The organism is Hymenobacter sp. DG25A, from assembly GCF_001280305.1.
Taxonomy (GTDB): Bacteria; Bacteroidota; Bacteroidia; order Cytophagales; family Hymenobacteraceae; genus Hymenobacter.
In genome coordinates, this window is record NZ_CP012623.1 from 207881 (window position 1) to 229821 (window position 21941).

Sequence of the window (21941 nt, forward strand, 5' to 3'; positions counted from 1 at the left end):
CTATCCGATCTGCAGAGCACTTTTGCCAAAGTCGAACTGTTAGAATTACTCACGCTGCTCTTAAGAGGGCGGAGCCGTTCTAACAGCACACAAAGCCAACAGCTAATAGCTTCCACACATGGCGTTTGCAAAAAACAAAAAACTGGTACAGGACTTCTCGAAAGTCACTATCTCGCTGGCCTCGCCCGAATCCATTCTGGAGCGGTCGAACGGTGAAGTAGTAAAGCCCGAGACGATCAACTACCGGACGTACAAGCCCGAGATGGGTGGCTTGTTCTGCGAGCGGATTTTCGGTCCCGTAAAGGACTGGGAATGCCACTGCGGTAAATACAAGCGCATCCGCTACAAAGGCATTATCTGCGACCGTTGCGGCGTAGAGGTGACCGAGAAAAAAGTACGTCGGGAGCGGATGGGCCACATCGAACTGGTGGTGCCCGTGGCGCATATCTGGTACTTTAAGTCCCTGCCCAATAAAATCGGCTACCTGCTGGGCCTGCCCACCAAGAAGCTGGATCAGATTATCTATTACGAGCGGTATGTAGTAGTACAGGCGGGCGTACTGGCCGAAGAAGGCGTGCAGCAGCTTGACTTCCTCACCGAAGACGAGTACCTCGACATCATCGACAAGCTCCCCCGCGAGAATCAGATGCTGCCGAACGAGGACCCCAACAAATTCATCGCCCGCATGGGTGCTGATGCGTTGTACCTCCTGCTGGAGCGCATTAACCTCGACGAGCTGTCGTACTCCCTGCGTGACTCAGCTGCCCACGAAACTTCGCAGCAGCGTAAGGCTGAGGCTCTGAAGCGTCTGCGGGTAGTAGAAGCGTTCCGTGATGCCGCCACCCGCGTGGAAAACAAGCCCGAGTGGATGGTTATCCGCATGGTGCCCGTTATTCCCCCGGAATTGCGCCCTCTCGTGCCGTTGGATGGTGGCCGTTTTGCTACTTCCGACCTGAACGACCTGTACCGCCGCGTAATCATCCGTAACAACCGCCTCAAGCGCCTGATCGAAATCAAGGCTCCTGAAGTGATTCTGCGGAACGAAAAGCGCATGCTGCAGGAAGCTGTTGACTCCTTGTTCGACAACTCACGTAAGGTGAATGCCGTGCGTGCTGAAGGTAACCGGGCGCTGAAGTCGCTGTCTGATATGCTGAAAGGCAAGCAGGGCCGCTTCCGTCAGAACCTGCTCGGTAAGCGTGTTGACTACTCTGGCCGTTCGGTTATTGTGGTTGGCCCGGAGCTGAAGCTGCACGAGTGCGGTCTGCCCAAGAACATGGCCGCCGAGCTGTTCAAGCCGTTCATTATCCGTAAGCTCATCGAGCGCGGTATCGTGAAGACGGTGAAATCAGCGAAGAAAATCGTTGACCGCAAGGACGCCGTGGTGTGGGATATTCTGGAAAATGTGCTGAAAGGCCACCCAGTGCTCCTCAACCGGGCTCCTACGCTGCACCGCTTGGGTATCCAGGCATTCCAGCCCCGCCTCATCGAGGGTAAAGCTATTCAGCTTCACCCCCTGGTGTGTACGGCTTTCAACGCTGACTTTGACGGTGACCAGATGGCTGTGCACGTTCCCCTGGGACCGGCTGCTATCCTGGAAGCCTCCATGCTCATGCTGGCCTCGCACAACATCCTGAACCCTGCCAACGGCGCGCCTATTGCGGTACCGTCGCAGGACATGGTTCTGGGCTTGTACTACGTGACCAAAGGCAAGCGCACTACGCCCGAAGAGAAAATCGACGGTGAAGGCATGACTTTCTACTCCGATGAGGAGGTAGTTATTGCCATCAACGAAGGTGTTCTGTCGAAGCACGCCTATATCAAGGTTCGTACGCTGGTTCGGGACGAGCAGGATAACCTGGTTACCAAGATCATCGAGACCGTAGCCGGCCGCGTGCTGTTCAACCAGCTCGTACCCACCGAGGTAGGTTTCGTAGATGAGCTGCTGACCAAGAAAAAGCTGCAGCAAATCATTTCGCTGGTGTTCAAGCGTACGGGCATGGCCCGCACGGCGCAGTTCCTCGACGACATCAAGACGCTGGGCTTCCAGTCGGCTTACAAAGGTGGTCTGTCGATGGGTCTGGGCGACATCCAGATTCCGAAAGAGAAAGATGCTCTGATTGCGCAGGCGCAGGCGGATGTTCTGGCGGTAACGCAGAACTACCAGATGGGTCTGATTACAGATAACGAGCGTTACAACCAGGTTATCGACATCTGGACGCGTATCAACAACCAAATCACTGAAACCCTCATGGGTCGCCTCGAAAAGGAGAACCAGGGCTTCAACTCGATTTACATGATGATGCACTCCGGTGCCCGTGGTTCGCGTGAGCAGATTCGTCAGCTCGGCGGTATGCGGGGTCTGATGGCTAAGCCGCAGAAGTCGCTGCAGGGCTCGGTAGGTGAGATTATTGAAAACCCGATTCTGTCTAACTTCAAAGAAGGTCTGGACGTAATCGAGTACTTTATTTCGACCCACGGTGCCCGTAAGGGTCTGGCTGATACCGCTTTGAAAACGGCTGACGCCGGCTACCTGACGCGTCGTCTGGTAGACGTATCGCAGGACGTAATTGTAAACGAAAATGACTGTGGTACGCTGCGCGGCATCGAGACCTTCGCTCTGAAGGATAACGAGGACGTGGTAGAGCCACTGGCAGAACGTATCCTGGGCCGCGTGGCCGTGCACGATATCATCGACCCGCTGACGGACGAGATTATCCTGACTGCCGGCGACGAAATCACCGAGGAAATCACGCGTCGCATCGACAACACCAGCATTGAATCGGTGGAAATCCGTTCAGTACTGACCTGCGAGTCGAAGCGTGGTATCTGCGCCCGTTGCTACGGTCGTAACCTGTCGTCGGGCCGCATGGTGCAGAAAGGCGAAGCGGTTGGTGTTATTGCTGCTCAGTCTATCGGGGAACCTGGTACCCAGCTCACGCTGCGTACCTTCCACGTAGGTGGTACAGCATCCAACATTGCAGTAGAAGCCAGCATCCGCGCCAAGTTCGCCGGGGTGGTAGAGTTCGAAGATATCCGCACCGTGGAAACCGCTGGCCCTGATGGCGAGCCGGTGAAAGTGGTGATGGGTCGCTCGGGCGAGGTTCGTATCGTGGAGAAAGGCACCGGCAAGGTGTTTATCTCAAACCACGTGCCTTACGGCTCGTTCCTGCTGGTAGAAGAAGGCCAGGAGGTAGAGAAAGGTGCTGAACTGAACAACTGGGACCCTTACAACGCCGTTATTCTGGCCGAGTTTGATGGTGTCATTCAGTACGACGCCATCACCGAAGGCATCACCTACCGCGAGGAGTCGGACGAACAGACCGGTCACCGTGAGAAAGTGATTATCGAATCAAAAGCCAAGGATCAGAACCCCTCTATCATCGTGCGCCCCGGTAAGAAGGGTGACATGGAAGGATCGAAGGGCTATAACATCCCGGTAGGTTCGCACTTGAACGTGGAGAACGGCGAGAAAATCAAGGCTGGTCAGATTCTGGCCAAGATTCCGCGTGCCGTGGGCAAAACCCGCGACATTACCGGTGGTCTGCCCCGTGTTACGGAGCTCTTCGAAGCCCGTAACCCTTCAAACCCGGCTGTTGTGGCCGAGATTGACGGTGTGGTAACCTATGGTACCGTGAAGCGTGGTAACCGTGAAATCTTTGTGGAGTCGAAAGACGGCGTGAAGAAGAAGTACATGGTGCCGCTGTCCAAGCACATTCTGGTGCAGGACAACGACTTCATCCGGGCCGGTATGCCGCTTTCCGATGGTGCTATTACGCCGTCCGACATCCTGAGCATTCAGGGTCCGGGTGCGGTGCAGGAGTACCTCGTGAACGAGATTCAGGAAGTATACCGCTTGCAGGGTGTGAAAATCAACGATAAGCACATTGAGGTGGTAGTTCGCCAGATGATGCAGAAAGTGGTTATCCTCGATGCTGGTGATACAACTTTCCTGGAGCACCAGGTTATCGACAAAATCGTGTTCATGGAAGAAAACGATACCATCATCGACATGAAGGTGGTAACGAATGCCGGCGACTCGACGAACCTGAAGCCTGGTCAGATTGTAACGGCTCGTCGTCTGCGCGACGAAAACTCGAGCCTGAAGCGTCGGGACCTCGCGGTGGTGGAAGTACGGGATGCACAGCCTTCCGTATCACGCCCCACGCTGCAGGGTATCACGCAGGCCTCTTTGGGTACTCAGTCGTTCATCTCGGCCGCTTCCTTCCAGGAAACGACCAAGGTGCTGTCGGAAGCCGCCATCCGTGGCAAGGCCGACGAACTGCTGGGCCTGAAGGAAAACGTAATCGTAGGTCACCTCATCCCGGCCGGTACCGGTCTGCGCGAATACACGCGTCAGATTGTAGGGTCGAAAGAAGAGCTGGAGGCGCTGCAAGCGTCGAAAGCCGCGGAAGAAGTGGTTCCTGCGAAACGTCCGGCCCGCGCCTCACGTCGCGAATCGGTACAGGAGTAGTTCTTCTGGAGTAAATAAGTAGGAGAAGCCGGCCAGAGAAATCTGGTCGGCTTTTTCTTTTTTGGTAGTTTTAACCTGCCGGGCAGAATGCACCTGCTGCGGCCTATCCCTTCTGCTATGAACCAGCCCCCCAAGACGCTAATACCCCCCACGACCCCAACGCCATTAACATTGAGCTGTCGGAGGAAATTGCCGAAGGCGAATATGCTAACCTGGCCATGATTGCGCACAGCAGCAGCGAGTTCGTTATTGACTTTATCCGCCTGATGCCGGGCCTGCCCAAAGCCAAAGTAAAAGCCCGCATCGTCATCACCCCCGAGCACGCCAAGCGGCTGCTGGCCGCACTCTCTGATAACATCGACCGGTTTGAGCAGACCTTTGGCCCCATCAAGCAGCAGCCAGATATGCCCAGCTACCCCATGAACTTCGGGGGCGCCATGGGCGAGGCGTAAATCCTGATTTGTAATCAAGCATAAAAGCCGACGCGCTTCCCAGGGGAGGAGCGTCGGCTTTTCCTTACTATCGGCTTTTCCATGCAACATTCTCCATCGTCAGGTCAGCGGCCGAATTACTTTATTTACCTTTCGTATGGTTCTGCCGGAATCAGGAGCGAGGCGCTGTACAGCATTCTGTCCTACTATCAGGTGGCACGTCACACCACAGCAAAGCCACGTCCTACCATTATTATCTATACGGATGATGCGACCAGCTTTCAGAAAGTACTGGGCAGTCCAACTGATATCCTTTATCCGGTAATAGCTGAGGAGCAGTGGCAGCAGTGGAAAGGCAGTGTCAATAAAGTATATCTGCTGAAGATTGGGGTGCTGGAACATGCCGCAACCCACTTCCCCGGCAACCTGCTGTTTCTGGATACGGATACCATCTGGCTAAAGGACCCGGCCCCTATCTTCGAAGCTATTACTCAGGGAGTACGCTATATGCATCTGGATGAGGGCACGCTGGCCATGGGCAATGGGCTGAGCCGTAAAGTGTATCGGCATCTGAAAAACTTCCAGACCCGGATAGCGGGACATACGCTCCGTATTGAGCCCACCACCCGCTTGTTTAACTCCGGCGTGCTAGGCTTCCGAAGCGAGGATGCCGGCTTGCTCCCGGAAGTGATGCAGCTGGCCGAGCAGCTGTATGCCGCCTACAACAAGCATATGATGGAGCAGCTGGCCTTCAGTATGCGGTTTGCCGTGGAGGGACAGCCGGTACAGGAAGCCGCCGGTTGCCTGCTGCACTACTGGAACCTGAAGGCTATAAGGCCGGTGCTGACGGAGCTGTTTGAGCGCTATGCCGGGCAGAGCTATGAGGAGCTGTACCAGCGGGCCACCCAGTTGAATATCCCCTGGTTGCACAAGTCGGAGCAGGCGTACAGCAGCTTGCCTGGGTGGCGGCGGGCTATCCGGAAAGCAACGGGCCGCCGCTGGCAATTACCCCACTTCGACTTATAAGCAGCCCTCTAAATAAGTAATGGTGAAGCCGCAGATGGTCCGCTTTCTTCCTGCTTCATCTTATAAAATTAACTAATTCAACCTGTTTGCTATTTCGAAAGCAAGTCTATACCTTTGCAAGCCTAATTTTTTGGGAGCGAACCCCCCTGGACAAACCATTCCGTAGATGCCTACCATTAACCAATTAGTACGAAAAGGCCGCGAGAAGCTGACGACTAAGTCGAAGTCGCCGGCACTTGATTCGTGCCCGCAGCGCCGTGGCGTTTGCACCCGTGTGTACACCACCACGCCTAAGAAGCCGAACTCGGCTATGCGTAAAGTAGCCCGTGTGCGCCTCACCAACGGCAAAGAAGTTAACGCCTACATCCCTGGTGAAGGCCACAACCTGCAGGAGCACAGCATCGTGCTGATTCGTGGCGGCCGCGTGAAAGACCTTCCCGGTGTGCGTTATCACATCATTCGTGGTGCTCTGGACACCGCCGGTGTAAACGGCCGTCTGCAGCGTCGTTCGAAGTACGGCGCTAAGCGTCCGAAGCCAGGCCAGCCCGTAGCAACAGGCAAAGGCGGCAAACCAGCACCCGGTAAGAAAAAGTAATTGAGACGAGTGTGGTAGTCCGAAGTGCTGGATAGCATATGGTTCTTATCCCACTCTTGGCTACCGCTACTCACATCTGAACCCATGAGAAAGTCAAAACCGAAAAAGCGTATCCTCCTGCCCGACCCCAAATACAAGGAGACGCTGGTAACCCGCTTCGTTAACTACATGATGTATGACGGGAAGAAAAACCTGGCCTACACCATTTTCTATGATGCCTGCGAGCTAGTTGAGCAGCGCACCAAGGAGAGCGGCCTGGAAATGTGGCGCAAAGCCCTGAACAACGTTATGCCCACTGTAGAAGTGAAGAGCCGCCGCGTAGGTGGTGCTACCTTCCAGGTGCCGATCGAAGTTCGTGCTGACCGTCGTATCGCCGTAGGTTCGAAGTGGCTGATTCAATATGCCCGTCGTCGTGGTGAGAAAACCATGAAGGACAAGCTGGCCGGCGAAATCATTGCCGCTGCTAAGGGTGAAGGTGCTGCCGTGAAGAAAAAGGACGACACGCACCGGATGGCAGAAGCCAACAAGGCCTTCTCGCACTTCCGTTTCTAAACAGTTATTAGGGTTTAGGGTCTTAGGGCTTAGTAGTGTTTTAAATGCGTTACTAAGGCCTGAGGCCCTAATTCCTAAGACCTCATAAAAACCATGGCTGTTAATAAAGATCTGCAGTATCTCCGGAATATCGGGATTATGGCGCACATCGATGCTGGTAAAACTACCACGTCGGAGCGCATTCTCTACTATACCGGTAAAACCCACAAAATCGGGGAAGTGCACGAAGGTGCTGCCACGATGGACTGGATGGAGCAGGAGCAGGAGCGGGGTATCACCATCACTTCAGCTGCCACCACCACGTTCTGGAACTACCCTACTGATGCCAACGGCGACCCTACGCCCGAGACCAAGCAGTATAAGATTAACCTGATTGACACCCCCGGCCACGTTGACTTCACGGTAGAAGTAGAACGCTCGCTGCGCGTACTGGACGGTGCCGTTGCTCTGTTCTGCGCTGTATCGGGTGTTGAGCCACAGTCGGAAACGGTTTGGCGTCAGGCTGACAAGTACAAAGTGCCCCGCATCTGCTTCGTCAACAAGATGGACCGTGCCGGTGCTGACTTCTTCAAGGCTGTGGCCGAGATTAAGGACAAGCTAGGTGCTAACCCTGTGCCGCTGCAAATCCCGATTGGTGCCGAAGATACCTTCAAAGGTGTTGTCGATCTGCTGACGGGTAAGGCCATCGTATGGGATGATGCTACCCAGGGCAAGTCGTACCACGAAATCCCGGTTCCCGAGGATCTGGTGGAGACCGTAGCCGAGTGGCGTCAGAAGCTGGTAGAAAGCGTTGCCGAGTATGACGACGCCCTGCTGGAGAAATTCTTCGACAACCCCGATTCCATCACGCGTGAGGAAATGATGGTCGTTATCCGCCAGGCGGTTATCGACATGAAGTTCTCGCCCGTAATGTGCGGTTCAGCTTTCAAAAACAAAGGTGTACAGTCGATGCTGGATGGCGTAATGGCCTACCTGCCTTCGCCGCTGGATATGCCCCCCATTATCGGTAAAAACCCCGATACCGGCGAGGAAATCGAGCGTCACCCCGACAACAGCGAGCCTTTCACTGCTCTGGCGTTCAAGATTGCTACTGACCCCTTCGTAGGTCGTCTGTGCTTCTTCCGTTGCTACAGCGGTGTGCTGGATGCTGGTTCGTACGTGCACAACAACCGCACGAACAAGAAGGAGCGTATCTCGCGTCTGATGCAGATGCACTCCAACAAGCAGAACCCTATCGATAAAATCCAGGCCGGTGATATTGCTGCTGGTGTTGGTTTTAAAGACATCAAAACCGGTGATACGCTGACCGACGAGAAGTCGCGCGTAGTACTGGAATCGATGAGCTTCCCTGAGCCCGTTATCGGTTACGCCATCGAGCCTAAAACTCAGGCCGACGTTGATAAGATGGGTATGGCTATTGCCAAACTCGTGGAAGAAGATCCTACGCTGGTTGTACAGACTGACCCCGAGACGGGCCAGACCGTACTGAAAGGCATGGGCGAGCTTCACCTGGAAATCATCATCGACCGTATGCGTCGGGAGTTCAAGGTGGAAATCAACCAGGGTGCTCCTATGGTAGCTTATAAGGAGATTCTCACCAAAACGGTTGAGCATCGCGAAACTTATAAGAAGCAGACGGGTGGTCGTGGTAAATTCGGTGACATCGTATTCGAACTCGGTCCGAAACTGACCGATCCGGAGAAACCCGGTCTGGAGTTCGTAAACGACATCTCGGGTGGTGTTATCCCCCGCGAATTCATCGCCCCAGTTCAGAAAGGCTTCGAAGAAGCTATGAAGAACGGTCCGTTGGCTGGCTTCCCCATTGAAGGCATGCGTGTACGTCTGTACTACGGTTCTTACCACGATGTTGACTCGGACGCCCTGTCGTTCGAACTGGCTGCCCGTGGTGGTTTCCGTGAAGCTGGCAAGCAAGCTGGTCCGAAACTGCTTGAGCCTATCATGGCGGTAGAAGTAGTTTCTCCTGATGAATACACCGGCTCGGTAACGGGTGACCTGAACCGTCGTCGTGGTATCATGAAAGGTATGGACACCAAAGGTGGTGCTAACGTTATCAAGGCTGACGTTCCGTTGTCGGAGCTGTTCGGTTACGTAACTACGCTGCGTACCATCTCGTCGGGTCGTGCTTCGGCTTCGCTGACCTTCTCGCACTACGACCAAGTGCCGAACAACCTTGCTGAAGCTATCATTGCCAAGCAAAAAGGTAACGCCATCCGCTAATCCGCTTTCAGATTACAGACATGAACCAGAAAATTCGCATCAAACTGAAATCCTACGACCACAACCTGGTGGACAAATCGTCGGAGAAGATCGTGAAGGCGGTGAAGGCTACGGGCGCTATCGTAAGCGGCCCAATTCCACTGCCCACTAACAAGGAGAAGTTCACCGTTCTTCGTTCGCCCCACGTGAACAAGAAGTCGCGCGAGCAGTTCCAGCTGTGCACCTACAAGCGTCTCGTTGACATCTACTCGACTTCGTCGAAGACCGTAGATGCACTGATGAAGCTGGAGTTGCCTAGCGGCGTAGACGTTGAAATCAAAGTCTGAGGACTGATTTCCTGGTCTAGTTAATAACAACACCCCGTTGGTTTTTCGAAACCGGCGGGGTGTTTTCGTTTAATCCTGCCAACTTTAGAGGGCGAAACCACCTTCGCTATAAAGTAGGAGAACCTCCGCGCTGCGTATTATCCATGGCGGTATCTGTCCCCCGTATGAATTCAGTGAAAGTTTCCGGGACCCTTGTACACCGCTTACAGCTGCTGGCCGTTTTCTGGTGCGGCTGCATTATACTTGGGCTCTTTACCGGCAATATCGTTCGGGTGCTGCCCAGCCTGGGTATCTTGGGGTTGGTTGCCAACAGTATTGCTTATGCTTACGTGCAGGGAGGCATTCCGCGTAGTCGATTTACCCCGGCGTACTGGAGCCTGATGGGCATATTCGCTATTCATGCGCTTTGGGGCATTCAGACCCAAGAAGGTAACTGGGACGAGTTTACCAGGGGGATTCTGCTGCAGTCACCGTTCTTAGTGTTGCCGTTTGCTTTCTGGCTGCTGGGCGGATTGCCCGGGCGCTATCTGCGTGGTCTTTATCTGTTTTTTATCGGGCTGGTCACGTTGTCGGCTCTGGGAAGTACTGGCAACTATTTGCTGCATACAGCCCAGATCCACAAAATGTATCTGCAGTCGCAGATTATGCCCACCGTGCCGGATCATATCCGGTTCAGCTTAATGGTTACTTATGCCATTGCCATTGGGAGTATGCTGCTCTGGAAGGACGGGGTGCCGCAAAATTGGCGTAAGTGGTTGGGCACAGCTATAGTATTCCTGATTGTCTATCAACATATACTGGCGGTACGCAGTGGGTTGCTCACACTATATGTACTCGCAAGCGTAGCGGTAGTAGTCTTGGTACTGTGGGAACGAAAGTACAAGCTGGCCATGCTGGGGTTGGTTAGCATGTTGGTGCTGCCCTTGCTGAGCTATACCGTGCTGCCCACCTTCCACAATAAGTTTCTGAATACGCAGGAGGATGTAGGCCGGGTAGAGCAGAGCGGGTCTGCGAATAACTACTCACTGGTAGGCAGGATATATTCCTATAAAGTAGCGCTGCAAATTGTGCAGGAGCATCCGTGGGTAGGAGTGGGGCGCGCCAATATGGAGCAGGCCATAGCGCAGGAATACCAGGCCAGCTTCCCACAGATTAATCCCCGGGCCTATATTTTGCCGCACAACCAGTTTCTATTTAACCTGGTGGCCTTTGGGGGAATTGGCATTCTGCTTTTCACTGTGTTTTTCTATCTCCCGGGCATCCGGGTATGGCCCCGGCAAGCACCTCTGCTGCTTAGTCACTATCTGATTGTGACATTATCCTTTCTGGTAGAATACCCACTGGAGCTGCAGGTAGGGCTAAATTTCACTTTAATTTTCCTGCTGCTGGCTTTAAATGGACAGGAAAAGTCCGCCGAATCTGATACCAGTTGGCGTCCGGTCTAAGGCAAGTATGCTCAATGCAGCTTCGCGAACAATAGCCAAGCAGATACGGGTAGAGAGGTGCCCTAAAAATTACTGGTTGAAATGGCTAACTAGGTAGTTCTGAAAATATTTCAGAATGGGGTTGGATTATTACGTAACAATTACCTAGCTTTGCACTCCCTTTCCGAAAACGCCGCTCGGGTGTTTTCGCTGTGTCTTTTTTATAAACCCCAATAGAATGCCTGGCATCATCGGTAAAAAAATCGGTATGACAAGCCTCTTCACTCCGGACGGGAAGAATATTCCCTGCACGCTCATTGAAGCGGGTCCGTGCGTAGTGACGCAGGTTAAGACAATCGAAAAGGACGGCTACACGGCCGTTCAGGTAGGTTATGGCGAGAAAAAAGCCAAAAACACTACCAAAGCACTGGCTGGCCACTTCGCCAAAGCCGGTACCACTCCTAAAAGAAAGCTGGTTGAATTCCGCCTTGCTGCGGAGTCTACCTATGCCGCTGGCGCTACCATCGACGCTACCCTCTTCGAGGAAGGCGAGTTTGTAGACGTAGTAGGTACTTCAAAAGGTAAAGGTTTCCAGGGTGTAGTAAAGCGCTACAACTTTGCGGGTGTGGGTGGTCAAACCCACGGTCAGCATAACCGTCTGCGTCACCCAGGTTCTATCGGTGCTTGCTCCTGGCCTTCCCGCGTATTCAAAGGAATGCGCATGGCTGGCCGGATGGGCGGTGACCGTGTGAAAGTGCAAAACCTGAAGGTGATGCGCGTGGTAGCCGACAAGAACCTAATCGTAGTAAGCGGTTCGATTCCCGGTGCCAAGAACTCTTACGTGGTCCTGGAAAAATAACGCGAGATGGAACTGTCAGTATATAACATCAAAGGCGAAGACACTGGCCGCAAGGTTACCCTGTCCGACGCTATCTTCGGCCTCGAGCCGAATGAGCACGTGATGTATCTCGACGTGAAGCAGTACCTGGCAAATCAGCGCCAGGGCACGCACAAGTCGAAGCAGCGCAACGAGGTGCAAGGCACCACGAAGAAGCTCAAGAAACAAAAAGGTACGGGCGGTGCCCGCGCCGGCAGCATGAAGTCGCCGGTATTCATCGGTGGTGGTCGTGTATTCGGTCCTGAGCCCCGTGACTACGGCTTCAAGCTCAACAAAAAGACCAAGCGTCTTGCCCGTCTGTCGGCTCTCTCGAGCTTGGCGAAAGATGGTAAAGTAGCGCTGGTAGAGAACATCGTACTCGATGCTCCCAAAACCAAAGACTTCCTGAACATCCTGAACGATCTGAAGCTGAACAACGGCAAAAAGACCCTCTTGGTAACCGGTGAAGTAGACAAGAACGTGGTGCTGTCGGCTCGCAACATTCAGAAAGTGACCGTAGCAACGCCCGTAGCGCTGAACACGCACGACCTGCTGAACACTGACACGCTGCTGCTGTCGGAGGCTGGCCTGAAGTCGTTGGAACAACTCTATACCTCCGCAGAATAATGAGCACACTGAAAAAACCCATCGTGACCGAGAAGGCCACGGGCCTGAACGAAAAAGGTCAGTACGTTTTCGAAGTGGAGCGCACTGCCAATAAGGTTCAGATCAAAAAGGATATTGAGAAAATCTACGGTGTAACGGTAACCGGCATCAGCACGATCCGCACCAACGGTAAGATCAAGTCCAAGTCCACGAAGACAGGTCAGGTAACTGGTCGTCGTCCACACGGCAAGAAGGCCGTAGTAACCGTGAAAGAAGGCGACGTTATCGACTTCTACAACGGCATCTAAGCCCAGCTTTTCCGCAAAGAGCATTTTCTAAGCTAGAGTAATGGCACTCAAAAAACTAAGACCAACATCACCGGGTCAGCGCTTCCGCATCGCCCCGGCCTTCGACGAGATAACCACGTCGACGCCGGAGAAGTCGCTGTTGGCACCCCTGAAAAAATCCGGTGGCCGCAATGGAGCGGGTAAAATGACGAACCGCTATATCGGCGGTGGTCACAAACAGAAGTATCGTGTAATCGACTTCAAGCGTGATAAAGCTGGTGTTCCAGCCACGGTGAAGACGATTGAGTACGATCCTAACCGCACGGCGCGTATTGCCCTGCTCAACTACGCCGACGGCGAAAAGCGCTATATCATTGCGCCCGCTGGTCTGCAGGTTGATGCGGTGGTAGTTTCCGGCACCGGCGTAGCGCCAGAGGTAGGCAATGCCCTTCCCCTGCGCGAAATTCCACTGGGTACCATCGTACACAACATCGAGCTAATGCCCGGTAGTGGTGCTGCTATGGCTCGCTCGGCCGGAACCTACGCTCAGCTGGTTGCCCGCGAAGACAAGTATGCCACGCTGAAATTGCCTTCCGGCGAGATGCGCATGGTACTGGTAACCTGCATGGCTACCGTTGGTACCGTTTCGAATGGTGACCACATGAACGTACGTCTCGGCAAAGCCGGTCGTAACCGTTGGTTGGGTCGTCGTCCGCGTGTTCGTGGGGTTGCTATGAACCCCGTGGATCACCCAATGGGTGGTGGCGAAGGCAAGTCGTCGGGTGGTCACCCACGCAGCCGTAACGGCATCTTCTCTAAGGGTCAGAAGACGCGTAACAAGAACAAGTACTCTGAGCAGCTCATCGTTAACCGTAAAGGCAAGAAGTAAGCAATGGCACGTTCGCTAAAAAAAGGGCCGTACATTGACTTCCGGCTCGAGAAGAAAGTTTCGGCAATGGAAGAAACCGGCAAAAAGTCGGTGGTGAAGACCTGGTCTCGCCGCTCGATGATTTCTCCGGACTTCGTTGGCCACACCTTCGCCGTTCACAACGGCAATAAGTTCATCCCGGTGTATGTCACGGAAAACATGGTAGGTCACAAACTCGGTGAGTTTGCCCCAACCCGTAACTTCCGTGGTCATATCGCCAAGAAAGATAAAGGCAAGCGCTAATATGGAAGCTACTGCTAAACTCCGTAATGTGCCTACCTCGCCTCGCAAGATGCGCATGGTAGCCAACATGGTCCGCGGTCAGAAAGTGACGCGCGCCCTGGGCTTGCTGAAGTTCGAGGCTAACTCGGGCGCTGAAAGAATCGAGAAACTGCTCCTATCGGCTCTGGCCAACTGGCAGCAGAAGAACGAGGATGAGCGCATCGAGGATGCTAACCTCTACATCAAGGAAATCTTCGTGGATGAAGGTCGCCAGCTGAAGCGTCTGCGCCCCGCCCCTCAGGGTCGTGGTCACCGCATCCGCAAGCGCAGCAACCACGTGACGCTGATCATTGACACGAAAGTAGAACCCCTGGGCAGCAAAGCAGCTGCTGAGAAGGCTGCTGAGAAAAAGCCTGCCACTGCTACTGCAACGGAAGGCAAAGCCAAGACTACGCGTCGTAGCTCCTCGAAAAAAACCACTGAAACCAAGGCAGAAGCCACCGCATAAGCACTATGGGACAGAAAGTAAATCCGGTTGGCTTCCGTTTGGGCGTCATTAAAGGGTGGGACTCGAACTGGTACGGCGGTAAGGACTTTGCCGACAAGCTGGTTGAGGACGAAAAGATCCGCAAATACATCATGGCTCGTATCCCGAAAGGTGGCATTAGCCGCATCGTGATTGAGCGTACTCTGAAGCGTGTTACCATCACCATCAACACGGCTCGTCCGGGTGTGGTAATTGGTAAAGGCGGTGCAGAGGTTGATAAGATCAAGGACGAACTGAAGCAGATTACCGGCAAAGACGTTCAGATCAACATCTTCGAAATTAAGCGTCCGGAACTCGACGCCAAGCTGGTAGGTGAGAGCATTGCTCAGCAACTGCAGGCTCGTATCTCGTTCCGTCGTGCGATGAAGATGTCTATCCAGGCTGCAATGCGCGTTGGTGCCGAAGGCATCAAGATTCAGTGCGGTGGTCGTCTAGGTGGTGCTGAAATTGCCCGCTCCGAGCAATACAAAGAAGGCCGTACCCCGCTGCACACGCTGCGTGCTGACATCGATTATGCGCTGTCAGAAGCTCAGACCGTGTATGGCAAAATCGGTATCAAGGTGTGGATCATGCGTGGTGAAGTGTTCGGCAAGCCCGACCTCTCGCCAAACCAGCAGCCCACCAGCCCAGCCGGCGGCGAAGGCCGTGGCGAGCGTGGCCCACGCGGTGAGCGTGGTGACCGTGGTGGTGACCGTGGCCCGCGCCGCGACCGTAATGACCGTGGCGGTGACAACCGTGGTGGTCAGGCCGGTGGTGGACAGCGCCGTGGCGGTGGTCCTGGTGCCGGCGGCCCTGGTGGCCAAGGCGGCCAGAACCGTGGTGGTGGTGGCGCTCCGCGTCGCTAGTCCTTTTCCCTTCTTTCGAATTTCAATTCAAGATAAATCATGTTACAGCCGAAAAGGACCAAGTATCGCAAGATGCAAAAGGGTCGCGTGCATGGCCTAGCCTACCGCGGCAGCTCCATAGACTTCGGTTCCTTCGCTATTAAATCCCTGGAACAGGCATGGATTACGGCTCGCCAGATTGAGGCTGCCCGTATCGCCATGACCCGTGCCATGAAACGCGAAGGTCAAGTGTGGATCCGCATTTTCCCTGACAAGCCAATTACCAAGAAGCCTGCAGAGGTACGTATGGGTAAAGGCAAAGGCTCGCCCGAGTATTGGGTAGCCGTAGTAAAGCCTGGCACCATCATGTTCGAGTCGGACGGTGTTTCGCTGGAAGTAGCACAGGAGTCGCTGCGTCTCGCCGCGCAGAAGCTGCCGGTTAAGACTCAATTTGTTGTTCGTCGCGACTACGAAGAAAGCAAGTAAGATGAAGAACGCCGATATCCGCGCCCTTTCACTGGAAGACCTGAAAGCGCAAATCAAGACCGAACAAACCAATGGCCAGACGCTGCGCTTCGCGCACGCTATTTCGCCTCTGGAAAATCCGGTTCGCCTGAAGCATAGCCGCAAGAACGTAGCCCGTCTGCAAACCGAGCTCAACCGTCGCGAGAACGAGCAGGCAACCCAAACTGCTAAATAACGATGGCAAGCAACGAAGCACAGCAGGCAACGACCAGCGCACCCGAGCGCAACCTGCGTAAAGAAATCATCGGGCGCGTTTCCTCCTCCAAGATGGACAAGTCCATCACGGTTGTGGTGGAAAGCAAAATGAAACACCCCATCTACGGCAAGTTCGTTACCAAGTCGACCAAATTCATGGCCCACGACGAGAACAACGAATGCGGCGAAGGCGATACGGTTCGCATTATGTCGACCCGTCCGTTGAGCAAGAGCAAGCGGTGGAGACTGGTAGAAATTCTAGAGCGCGCTAAGTAAGATGATCCAGCAAGAATCCCGTCTGACCGTCGCTGATAACAGCGGCGCCAAAGAAGTGCTCTGCATCCGTGTCCTTGGCGGCACGGGTAAGAAGTACGCTAGCGTAGGCGATAAGATCGTGGTTTCGATCAAATCCGCTATTCCGTCTGGCAATGCTAAAAAAGGCACTGTATCCAAGGCAGTAGTAGTGCGCACGAAGAAGGAAATCCGTCGTAAAGACGGTTCTTATATCCGCTTCGACGATAACGCTGCTGTTCTGCTCAACAATAACGACGAGCCCCGCGGTACCCGCATCTTCGGCCCAGTGGCCCGTGAACTCCGCGAAAAGCAGTTCATGAAGATCGTTTCGCTGGCTCCTGAAGTTCTCTAAGCAATGGCAACGAAAACGAAAGCAGCGCCCGCGAAACTACACGTGAAAACCGGTGATACCGTACAGGTAATTGCCGGCGACGAGAAAGGCAAAACCGGCGTAATTAAGTCGGTGAACCGCTCAACGCAGCGTGTTATCGTGGAAGGCCTCAACCTGGTTACCAAGCACAACAAACCCAGTGCGAAGAACCCCCAGGGCGGCATCACCAAGATCGAAGCTGGCATTCACGTGAGTAACGTGAAAGCAATTGACTCGAAAAACGCCTAATCCGGTACTACGACAATGGCTCGACTCAAAGATATTTATCTCAAAGAAGTAGTACCCGCGCTCCAAGAACAATTCCAGTTCAAGAGCATCATGCAGGTACCACGCATCACCAAGATCTGCATCAACCGCGGTATCGGCGCAGCTGTTGCCGATAAGAAACTGGTTGATAATGGTGTGGATGAGCTGACGACCATTGCTGGTCAGAAAGCTGTTCCTACCATTGCCAAGCGCTCGGTGTCGAACTTCAAACTCCGTGAAGGCATGCCTATCGGCGCCCGCGTTACCCTGCGCGGCGAGCAGATGTATGAATTCATGGACCGTCTGCTCACGGTGGCTCTGCCCCGCGTGCGTGACTTCAAAGGCATCAACGATAAAGGCTTCGATGGCCGCGGTAACTATACCCTGGGCATCAAGGAGCAAATCATCTTCCCAGAAATTTCGATCGATAAGATCAAGTCGATTTCGGGTATGGATATTACCTTCGTAACGACGGCCGAAAACGATGAGCAGAGCTACGAGCTGCTGAAAGCTTTCGGAATGCCGTTCGCTAACGCCAAGAAACAAAACAATGGCTAAGGAATCGATGAAAGCACGGGAGCGGAAGCGTATTGCTACCGTTGCCCGTTATGCTGAGAAGCGCAAGGCTCTGAAAGCCGCTGGTGACTTCGAAGGCCTGGACAAACTGCCACGCAATGCGTCGCCTGTGCGCCTGCACAACCGCGACAAAATTGACGGCCGTCCTCGTGGTTATATGCGTAAGTTCGGCATCAGCCGGGTGCGCTTCCGCGAAATGGCTTTGGCGGGTAAAATCCCCGGCGTAACGAAGTCTAGCTGGTAAATTACAAGAGGATGCCTGTGTAGCTTTTACACAGCATCGTCTGACTTGGCAGGTTGCCGAGAGAAACCATTGACCGAGCCCCGAAAGCCGAGTCAAGAAGTCTTAACCGAAAATTTCGTCGCCGCTTTCCGTGGCGACGAAATTTTCATATCTTTGCGGCTCCCTAAAAAAGGGCGCTTCAATTCGACATCCCAATGAATACAGATCCAATTGCCGACTACCTGACCCGGGTTCGCAATGCCATCAAGGCAAACCACCGGGTAGTGGAGATTCCGGCCAGCAAGATCAAAAAGGAAATCACGAAGGTACTCTACCATAAAGGGTACATTCAGAGCTACCGTTTTGATGATGCAGCGGTACAAGGCACAATCAAGATTGCGCTGAAGTACAACCCCACCACCAAGCAGCCCGCAATCACCAAGCTGGAGCGGGTAAGCTCCCCTGGTCTGCGTAAGTACGCTCACGTAGAAAACCTGCCGCGTGTACTCAGCGGTCTGGGTATTGCGATTCTGTCGACGTCGAAAGGTGTGATGACAGAAAAAGAGGCGAAAGCCGAGAACGTGGGCGGCGAAGTGCTGTGCTACGTCTACTAATCTGAAAGGAAAACGAGACTATGTCACGCATTGGTAAACTGCCCATCAGCCTGCCCGACAACGTGCAGATTGAAGTGAGCAACGAAAACACGGTTACCGTGAAGGGCCCGAAAGGTACCCTCATCGTTCCGGTTGACCGCGACATTACCGTAGCTACCGAAGACGGGCAGCTGGTAGTGACCCGCCCAACTGAACAGAAGCGCCACAAAGCAATGCACGGTCTGTACCGTTCACTGCTGAACAATGCCGTTAGCGGTGTTGGTCAGGGCTTGGAAGTGAAGCTGGAGCTGGTAGGTGTAGGTTATAAAGCTACTATGGCTGGTACTACCCTGGAGCTGTCACTGGGTTATTCGCACAACATCTTCCTGGCCCTGCCAAAAGAAGTTACTGCAACGGCCCTCACCGAGAAAGGTAAAAACCCTATCGTTACCTTAACCAGCATTGATAAGCAACTGCTGGGTCAGGTGGCCGCAAAGATTCGCTCGTTGCGCAAAGTTGAGCCCTACAAAGGCAAAGGCGTGCGCTTCGTGGGTGAGCAAATTCGTCGTAAGGCTGGTAAAACGGCTTCGAAATAACATCACACCATGGCTTTCGATAAAGCAACTAGAAGAAAACGGATCCAGCGCATCATCCGCACTAAGGTGGCTGGCACGTCCGAGCGCCCGCGTCTGTCGGTGTTTCGCAGCAATACGGGCATCTATGCCCAGATTATTGACGACACCACAGGAACAACGCTGGCGTCTGCTTCCTCGAAGCACGTTTCGGTGGAAGGGGGCAACGGAGTCGCCCTCGCTGCCGCAGTCGGCAAAGAACTTGCTGCCCGTGCTACAGGAAAAGGAATTTCGAAAGTGGTATTTGACCGTTCCGGTTATCTCTACCACGGCCGCGTAAAATCATTGGCAGAAGGAGCCCGCGAAGGCGGCCTCAATTTCTAAATCATCATGGCAGAATTTAACAACGGCCCTCGTGGTGGTAGCGCCGATAACCGTGGCGGTGGCAATGACCGTCGTGGTGGTGGCAATGACCGTCGCGGCAACGACCGTAACGCGGAGCAGTCGCGCACTGGCGATTCCGACCTGAAAGAAAAAGTGGTTGCTATCAACCGCGTAGCCAAAGTAGTAAAAGGTGGTCGTCGCTTCAGCTTCTCGGCCATTGTGGTAGTTGGTGACGGTAACGGCACTGTAGGTTTCGGCCTCGGCAAAGCCAACGAAGTAACCGACGCCATTGCCAAAGGCATTGACGACGCGAAGAAGAACCTGGTGAAAGTACCTCTGTACAAGCACACGGTTCCTCACGTTATGGAAGGTAAGTACTCCGGTGGTTTTGTGCTGGTTCAGCCAGCTGCTGCTGGTACGGGTGTGATTGCCGGTGGTGCTATGCGCGCGGTGTTCGAAAGCGCTGGTATCAAAGACGTACTGGCTAAGTCGAAAGGCTCGTCTAACCCCCACAACGTAGTAAAAGCTACTTTTGATGCTCTGCTGAAAATGCGCGACCCATTGCAGATTGCACAGGCTCGTGGCATCAGCCTCTCTAAAGTTTTTAACGGCTAAGCAGATGGCGCAGATCCATATCAAACTCGTAAAAAGCGTTATCGACCGCCCCGAGCGGCAGAAACGCACGGTGCAGGCCCTTGGCCTCGGTAAAATCGGCAGCACCAAGGAAGTGGAAAACACTCCCCAAGTTGCAGGCATGGTTAAGACCGTGAAACACCTGATAGAAGTAACCGAACTCTAGGAATATCCCGACCATGAATCTCAGCAATCTCCAACCCGCCGCAGGCGCTACCCGCAATGAAAAGCGTGTAGGTCGTGGTACGGGTTCCGGCCGTGGCGGCACCTCAACGCGCGGTCACAAAGGTGCCAAATCCCGTTCGGGCTACTCTAAAAAGTCCGGTTTCGAAGGTGGTCAGATGCCTCTGCAGCGTCGCATCCCGAAGTTCGGCTTCAAGAACATCAACCGTGTTGAGTATAAAGGCATCAACCTTGATGTGCTGGCTACTTTGACCGAAAATGGTGCTGTTACTACGCTGGACAATGCATTCTTTGTGAGTGCCGGTCTGGTGTCGAAAAGTGCCAAAGTGAAAATCCTGGGTCGCGGTGAAATCACCAAAGCGCTGGAAGTACATGCCCACGCCTTCTCGAAGTCGGCTATTGAAGCCATTGAGAAAGCGGGTGGTAAAGCCGTGACTCTGTAAGTCTAGTTGGCAATGAACAAGTTCATCACCACGATTAAGAACATCTTTGCTATTGAGGATCTGCGTACGCGGATTCTCAATACGCTTTTTTTCATTGCCATTTATCGGCTGGGTTCTTACGTGGTGCTGCCCGGTGTGGATCCGAACCGGTTGAAGCAAGGCGCAGAAGGACTGTTCGGTATTCTGGATACGTTGCTCGGCGGTGCTTTTAGCCACGCCTCGATCTTCGCTCTGGGCATCATGCCGTATATCTCGGCTTCCATCGTGTTGCAGCTGCTCACGATTGCCGTGCCTTACTTCCAGAAGCTCCAGAAAGAAGGAGAGTCGGGACGTAAGAAAATCAACCAGTATACGCGTATCCTCACAATTCCAATAGTATTGGCTCAATCGGTTGGCTTCATTGCCACCATTAACGCTGATGCTATTATGAATCCGGGGGTACTGTTTACGGTATCTACGATGATTATCATCACAGCCGGCACGCTCTTCTGCATGTGGCTGGGTGAAAAAATCACGGATAAAGGAATAGGCAACGGTATTTCCATGATCATTATGATCGGGATTGTATCGCGCTTCCCAGGAGCTATTATTGGTGAAGCTGCTGCCAAAGGCATCAACGGCGCCCTGATCTTCTTGTTGGAGCTGGTGGTTCTGTTCTTCGTAGTTATGCTGGTGATTGTGCTCACGCAGGCTGTTCGCCGGATTCCGGTGCAGTATGCCAAGCAAATTGGTGGCACTACCCAGTTAAATGCACAGCGTCAGTTTATTCCCATGAAGGTGAATGCTGCCGGCGTTATGCCCATCATCTTTGCGCAGTCATTGATGTTTGTACCGGCCATTGTGGCTTCGGTATGGCAGAATGATAGTGATATGGCAAGCTATATCGGCGTGAAGTTCTCTGACTATACCTCCTGGCAGTACAATCTGGTATTCGGTGTATTGATTCTGTTGTTCACGTATTTCTATACGGCCATCAGTGTCAACCCCAATCAGATTGCGGATGACCTGAAGCGTAGCGGTGGTTTTGTTCCGGGTGTAAAGCCAGGTAATGATACTTCTGAGCACATTGATGAGATTCTGACGCGCATCACGTTGCCCGGTGCTTTAGCCTTGGCACTAATTGCCATCTTCCCGGCATTCGCACTGCTGCTCGGTGTAACGCGCCCGTTCTCGGCTTTCTACGGTGGTACTTCCCTCATCATTATGGTAGGGGTGGTATTAGATACGCTGAATCAGGTAGAAAGCTACCTGCTGATGCGCCACTACGATGGCATGATGAAATCGGGCAAAGTTCGCGGCCGTACGCAGGACATTGCCATGGCTTCCTAA

General features: G+C 53.6%; 27 protein-coding genes and 2 pseudogenes. All 29 read left to right on the forward strand.

The genetic code is table 11. The features are described from left to right. Nucleotides 1–118 precede the first annotated feature (118 nt). Nucleotides 119–4471 carry a DNA-directed RNA polymerase subunit beta' gene (gene rpoC / locus AM218_RS00835; RefSeq protein ID WP_054410981.1) on the forward strand — a complete coding sequence of 1451 codons (4353 nt, stop codon included), beginning with the start codon at nucleotides 119–121 and terminating at the stop codon, nucleotides 4469–4471. 146 nt (nucleotides 4472–4617) lie between these two features. Continuing rightward, a pseudogene (locus AM218_RS00840) lies at nucleotides 4618–4923 on the forward strand (DUF3467 domain-containing protein); the annotation flags it as partial. 192 nt (nucleotides 4924–5115) lie between these two features. Further along, the gene (locus AM218_RS00845; RefSeq protein WP_054410984.1) at nucleotides 5116–5928 is read left to right on the forward strand and encodes a putative nucleotide-diphospho-sugar transferase; all 813 of its coding nucleotides are present in this window, start codon (nucleotides 5116–5118) and stop codon (nucleotides 5926–5928) included. A gap of 166 nt (nucleotides 5929–6094) precedes the next feature. Continuing rightward, the gene (gene rpsL / locus AM218_RS00850) at nucleotides 6095–6523 is read left to right on the forward strand and encodes a 30S ribosomal protein S12 (RefSeq protein WP_054410986.1); all 429 of its coding nucleotides are present in this window, start codon (nucleotides 6095–6097) and stop codon (nucleotides 6521–6523) included. Nucleotides 6524–6607: 84 nt separating this feature from the next. Next, nucleotides 6608–7075: a 30S ribosomal protein S7 gene (gene rpsG / locus AM218_RS00855; RefSeq protein WP_044515484.1), complete on the forward strand. Its 468-nt coding sequence runs from the start codon at nucleotides 6608–6610 to the stop codon at nucleotides 7073–7075. Nucleotides 7076–7168: 93 nt separating this feature from the next. Then, entirely contained in the window at nucleotides 7169–9313 is a 2145-nt protein-coding gene (gene fusA, locus AM218_RS00860; protein WP_054410989.1) for an elongation factor G, read from the forward strand. A gap of 20 nt (nucleotides 9314–9333) precedes the next feature. Beyond that, nucleotides 9334–9639, forward strand: a complete 306-nt coding sequence (gene rpsJ / locus AM218_RS00865; protein WP_044515480.1) for a 30S ribosomal protein S10 — start codon at nucleotides 9334–9336, stop codon at nucleotides 9637–9639. Between the two features lie 164 nt (nucleotides 9640–9803). Continuing rightward, nucleotides 9804–11084 carry an O-antigen ligase family protein gene (locus AM218_RS00870; RefSeq protein ID WP_054410991.1) on the forward strand — a complete coding sequence of 427 codons (1281 nt, stop codon included), beginning with the start codon at nucleotides 9804–9806 and terminating at the stop codon, nucleotides 11082–11084. Between the two features lie 217 nt (nucleotides 11085–11301). Beyond that, nucleotides 11302–11922 (forward strand): 50S ribosomal protein L3, encoded by a 621-nt coding sequence (gene rplC, locus AM218_RS00875; protein WP_044515475.1) that lies wholly within the window; start codon nucleotides 11302–11304, stop codon nucleotides 11920–11922. Nucleotides 11923–11928: 6 nt separating this feature from the next. After that, a complete protein-coding gene (rplD, locus tag AM218_RS00880) occupies nucleotides 11929–12567 on the forward strand; it encodes a 50S ribosomal protein L4 (RefSeq protein WP_044515469.1) in 639 nt (212 codons plus the stop codon). Beyond that, a complete protein-coding gene (gene rplW, locus AM218_RS00885) occupies nucleotides 12567–12854 on the forward strand; it encodes a 50S ribosomal protein L23 (protein WP_054410993.1) in 288 nt (95 codons plus the stop codon). The genes rplD and rplW overlap by 1 nt, the downstream gene beginning before the upstream one ends. A 40-nt stretch (nucleotides 12855–12894) precedes the next feature. Then, complete coding sequence (gene rplB / locus AM218_RS00890) at nucleotides 12895–13722, forward strand: 50S ribosomal protein L2 (protein WP_054410995.1); 828 nt, start codon at nucleotides 12895–12897, stop codon at nucleotides 13720–13722. Nucleotides 13723–13725: 3 nt separating this feature from the next. Continuing rightward, on the forward strand, nucleotides 13726–14004 hold the full coding sequence (gene rpsS, locus AM218_RS00895) for a 30S ribosomal protein S19 (protein ID WP_054410997.1): 279 nt from the start codon (nucleotides 13726–13728) through the stop codon (nucleotides 14002–14004). Between the two features lies 1 nt (nucleotide 14005). Beyond that, nucleotides 14006–14491, forward strand: a complete 486-nt coding sequence (gene rplV, locus AM218_RS00900; protein ID WP_054410999.1) for a 50S ribosomal protein L22 — start codon at nucleotides 14006–14008, stop codon at nucleotides 14489–14491. A gap of 5 nt (nucleotides 14492–14496) precedes the next feature. Next, nucleotides 14497–15375, forward strand: coding sequence for a 30S ribosomal protein S3 (gene rpsC / locus AM218_RS00905; RefSeq protein ID WP_054411001.1), 879 nt, complete (start codon nucleotides 14497–14499; stop codon nucleotides 15373–15375). Nucleotides 15376–15414: 39 nt separating this feature from the next. Continuing rightward, entirely contained in the window at nucleotides 15415–15840 is a 426-nt protein-coding gene (gene rplP, locus AM218_RS00910) for a 50S ribosomal protein L16 (RefSeq protein WP_044515458.1), read from the forward strand. A gap of 1 nt (nucleotide 15841) precedes the next feature. Further along, nucleotides 15842–16054, forward strand: coding sequence for a 50S ribosomal protein L29 (rpmC, locus tag AM218_RS00915; RefSeq protein WP_044515457.1), 213 nt, complete (start codon nucleotides 15842–15844; stop codon nucleotides 16052–16054). A gap of 2 nt (nucleotides 16055–16056) precedes the next feature. Further along, the gene (rpsQ, locus tag AM218_RS00920; RefSeq protein WP_054411003.1) at nucleotides 16057–16350 is read left to right on the forward strand and encodes a 30S ribosomal protein S17; all 294 of its coding nucleotides are present in this window, start codon (nucleotides 16057–16059) and stop codon (nucleotides 16348–16350) included. Between the two features lies 1 nt (nucleotide 16351). Then, nucleotides 16352–16720, forward strand: a complete 369-nt coding sequence (rplN, locus tag AM218_RS00925) for a 50S ribosomal protein L14 (RefSeq protein WP_044515455.1) — start codon at nucleotides 16352–16354, stop codon at nucleotides 16718–16720. A 3-nt stretch (nucleotides 16721–16723) separates the two neighbouring features. Then, a pseudogene (rplX, locus tag AM218_RS00930) lies at nucleotides 16724–16978 on the forward strand (50S ribosomal protein L24); the annotation flags it as partial. Between the two features lie 24 nt (nucleotides 16979–17002). Further along, nucleotides 17003–17563 (forward strand): 50S ribosomal protein L5, encoded by a 561-nt coding sequence (gene rplE, locus AM218_RS00935; protein WP_044515450.1) that lies wholly within the window; start codon nucleotides 17003–17005, stop codon nucleotides 17561–17563. Continuing rightward, nucleotides 17556–17825 (forward strand): 30S ribosomal protein S14, encoded by a 270-nt coding sequence (rpsN, locus tag AM218_RS00940; protein WP_044515448.1) that lies wholly within the window; start codon nucleotides 17556–17558, stop codon nucleotides 17823–17825. Before rplE ends, rpsN begins: the two co-directional genes overlap by 8 nt. 194 nt (nucleotides 17826–18019) lie before the next feature. Next, nucleotides 18020–18418, forward strand: coding sequence for a 30S ribosomal protein S8 (gene rpsH / locus AM218_RS00945; protein ID WP_054411006.1), 399 nt, complete (start codon nucleotides 18020–18022; stop codon nucleotides 18416–18418). 20 nt (nucleotides 18419–18438) lie between these two features. After that, nucleotides 18439–18993, forward strand: coding sequence for a 50S ribosomal protein L6 (gene rplF / locus AM218_RS00950; protein ID WP_044515441.1), 555 nt, complete (start codon nucleotides 18439–18441; stop codon nucleotides 18991–18993). Nucleotides 18994–19002: 9 nt separating this feature from the next. Continuing rightward, nucleotides 19003–19353 carry a 50S ribosomal protein L18 gene (gene rplR / locus AM218_RS00955; RefSeq protein WP_054411009.1) on the forward strand — a complete coding sequence of 117 codons (351 nt, stop codon included), beginning with the start codon at nucleotides 19003–19005 and terminating at the stop codon, nucleotides 19351–19353. Nucleotides 19354–19359: 6 nt separating this feature from the next. After that, nucleotides 19360–19968, forward strand: a complete 609-nt coding sequence (rpsE, locus tag AM218_RS00960; RefSeq protein WP_071843652.1) for a 30S ribosomal protein S5 — start codon at nucleotides 19360–19362, stop codon at nucleotides 19966–19968. A 4-nt stretch (nucleotides 19969–19972) separates the two neighbouring features. Next, nucleotides 19973–20152: a 50S ribosomal protein L30 gene (gene rpmD, locus AM218_RS16230; protein WP_071843653.1), complete on the forward strand. Its 180-nt coding sequence runs from the start codon at nucleotides 19973–19975 to the stop codon at nucleotides 20150–20152. 13 nt (nucleotides 20153–20165) lie between these two features. Next, the gene (rplO, locus tag AM218_RS00970) at nucleotides 20166–20612 is read left to right on the forward strand and encodes a 50S ribosomal protein L15 (protein ID WP_054411013.1); all 447 of its coding nucleotides are present in this window, start codon (nucleotides 20166–20168) and stop codon (nucleotides 20610–20612) included. 12 nt (nucleotides 20613–20624) lie between these two features. After that, nucleotides 20625–21941 carry a preprotein translocase subunit SecY gene (gene secY / locus AM218_RS00975; RefSeq protein ID WP_054411015.1) on the forward strand — a complete coding sequence of 439 codons (1317 nt, stop codon included), beginning with the start codon at nucleotides 20625–20627 and terminating at the stop codon, nucleotides 21939–21941.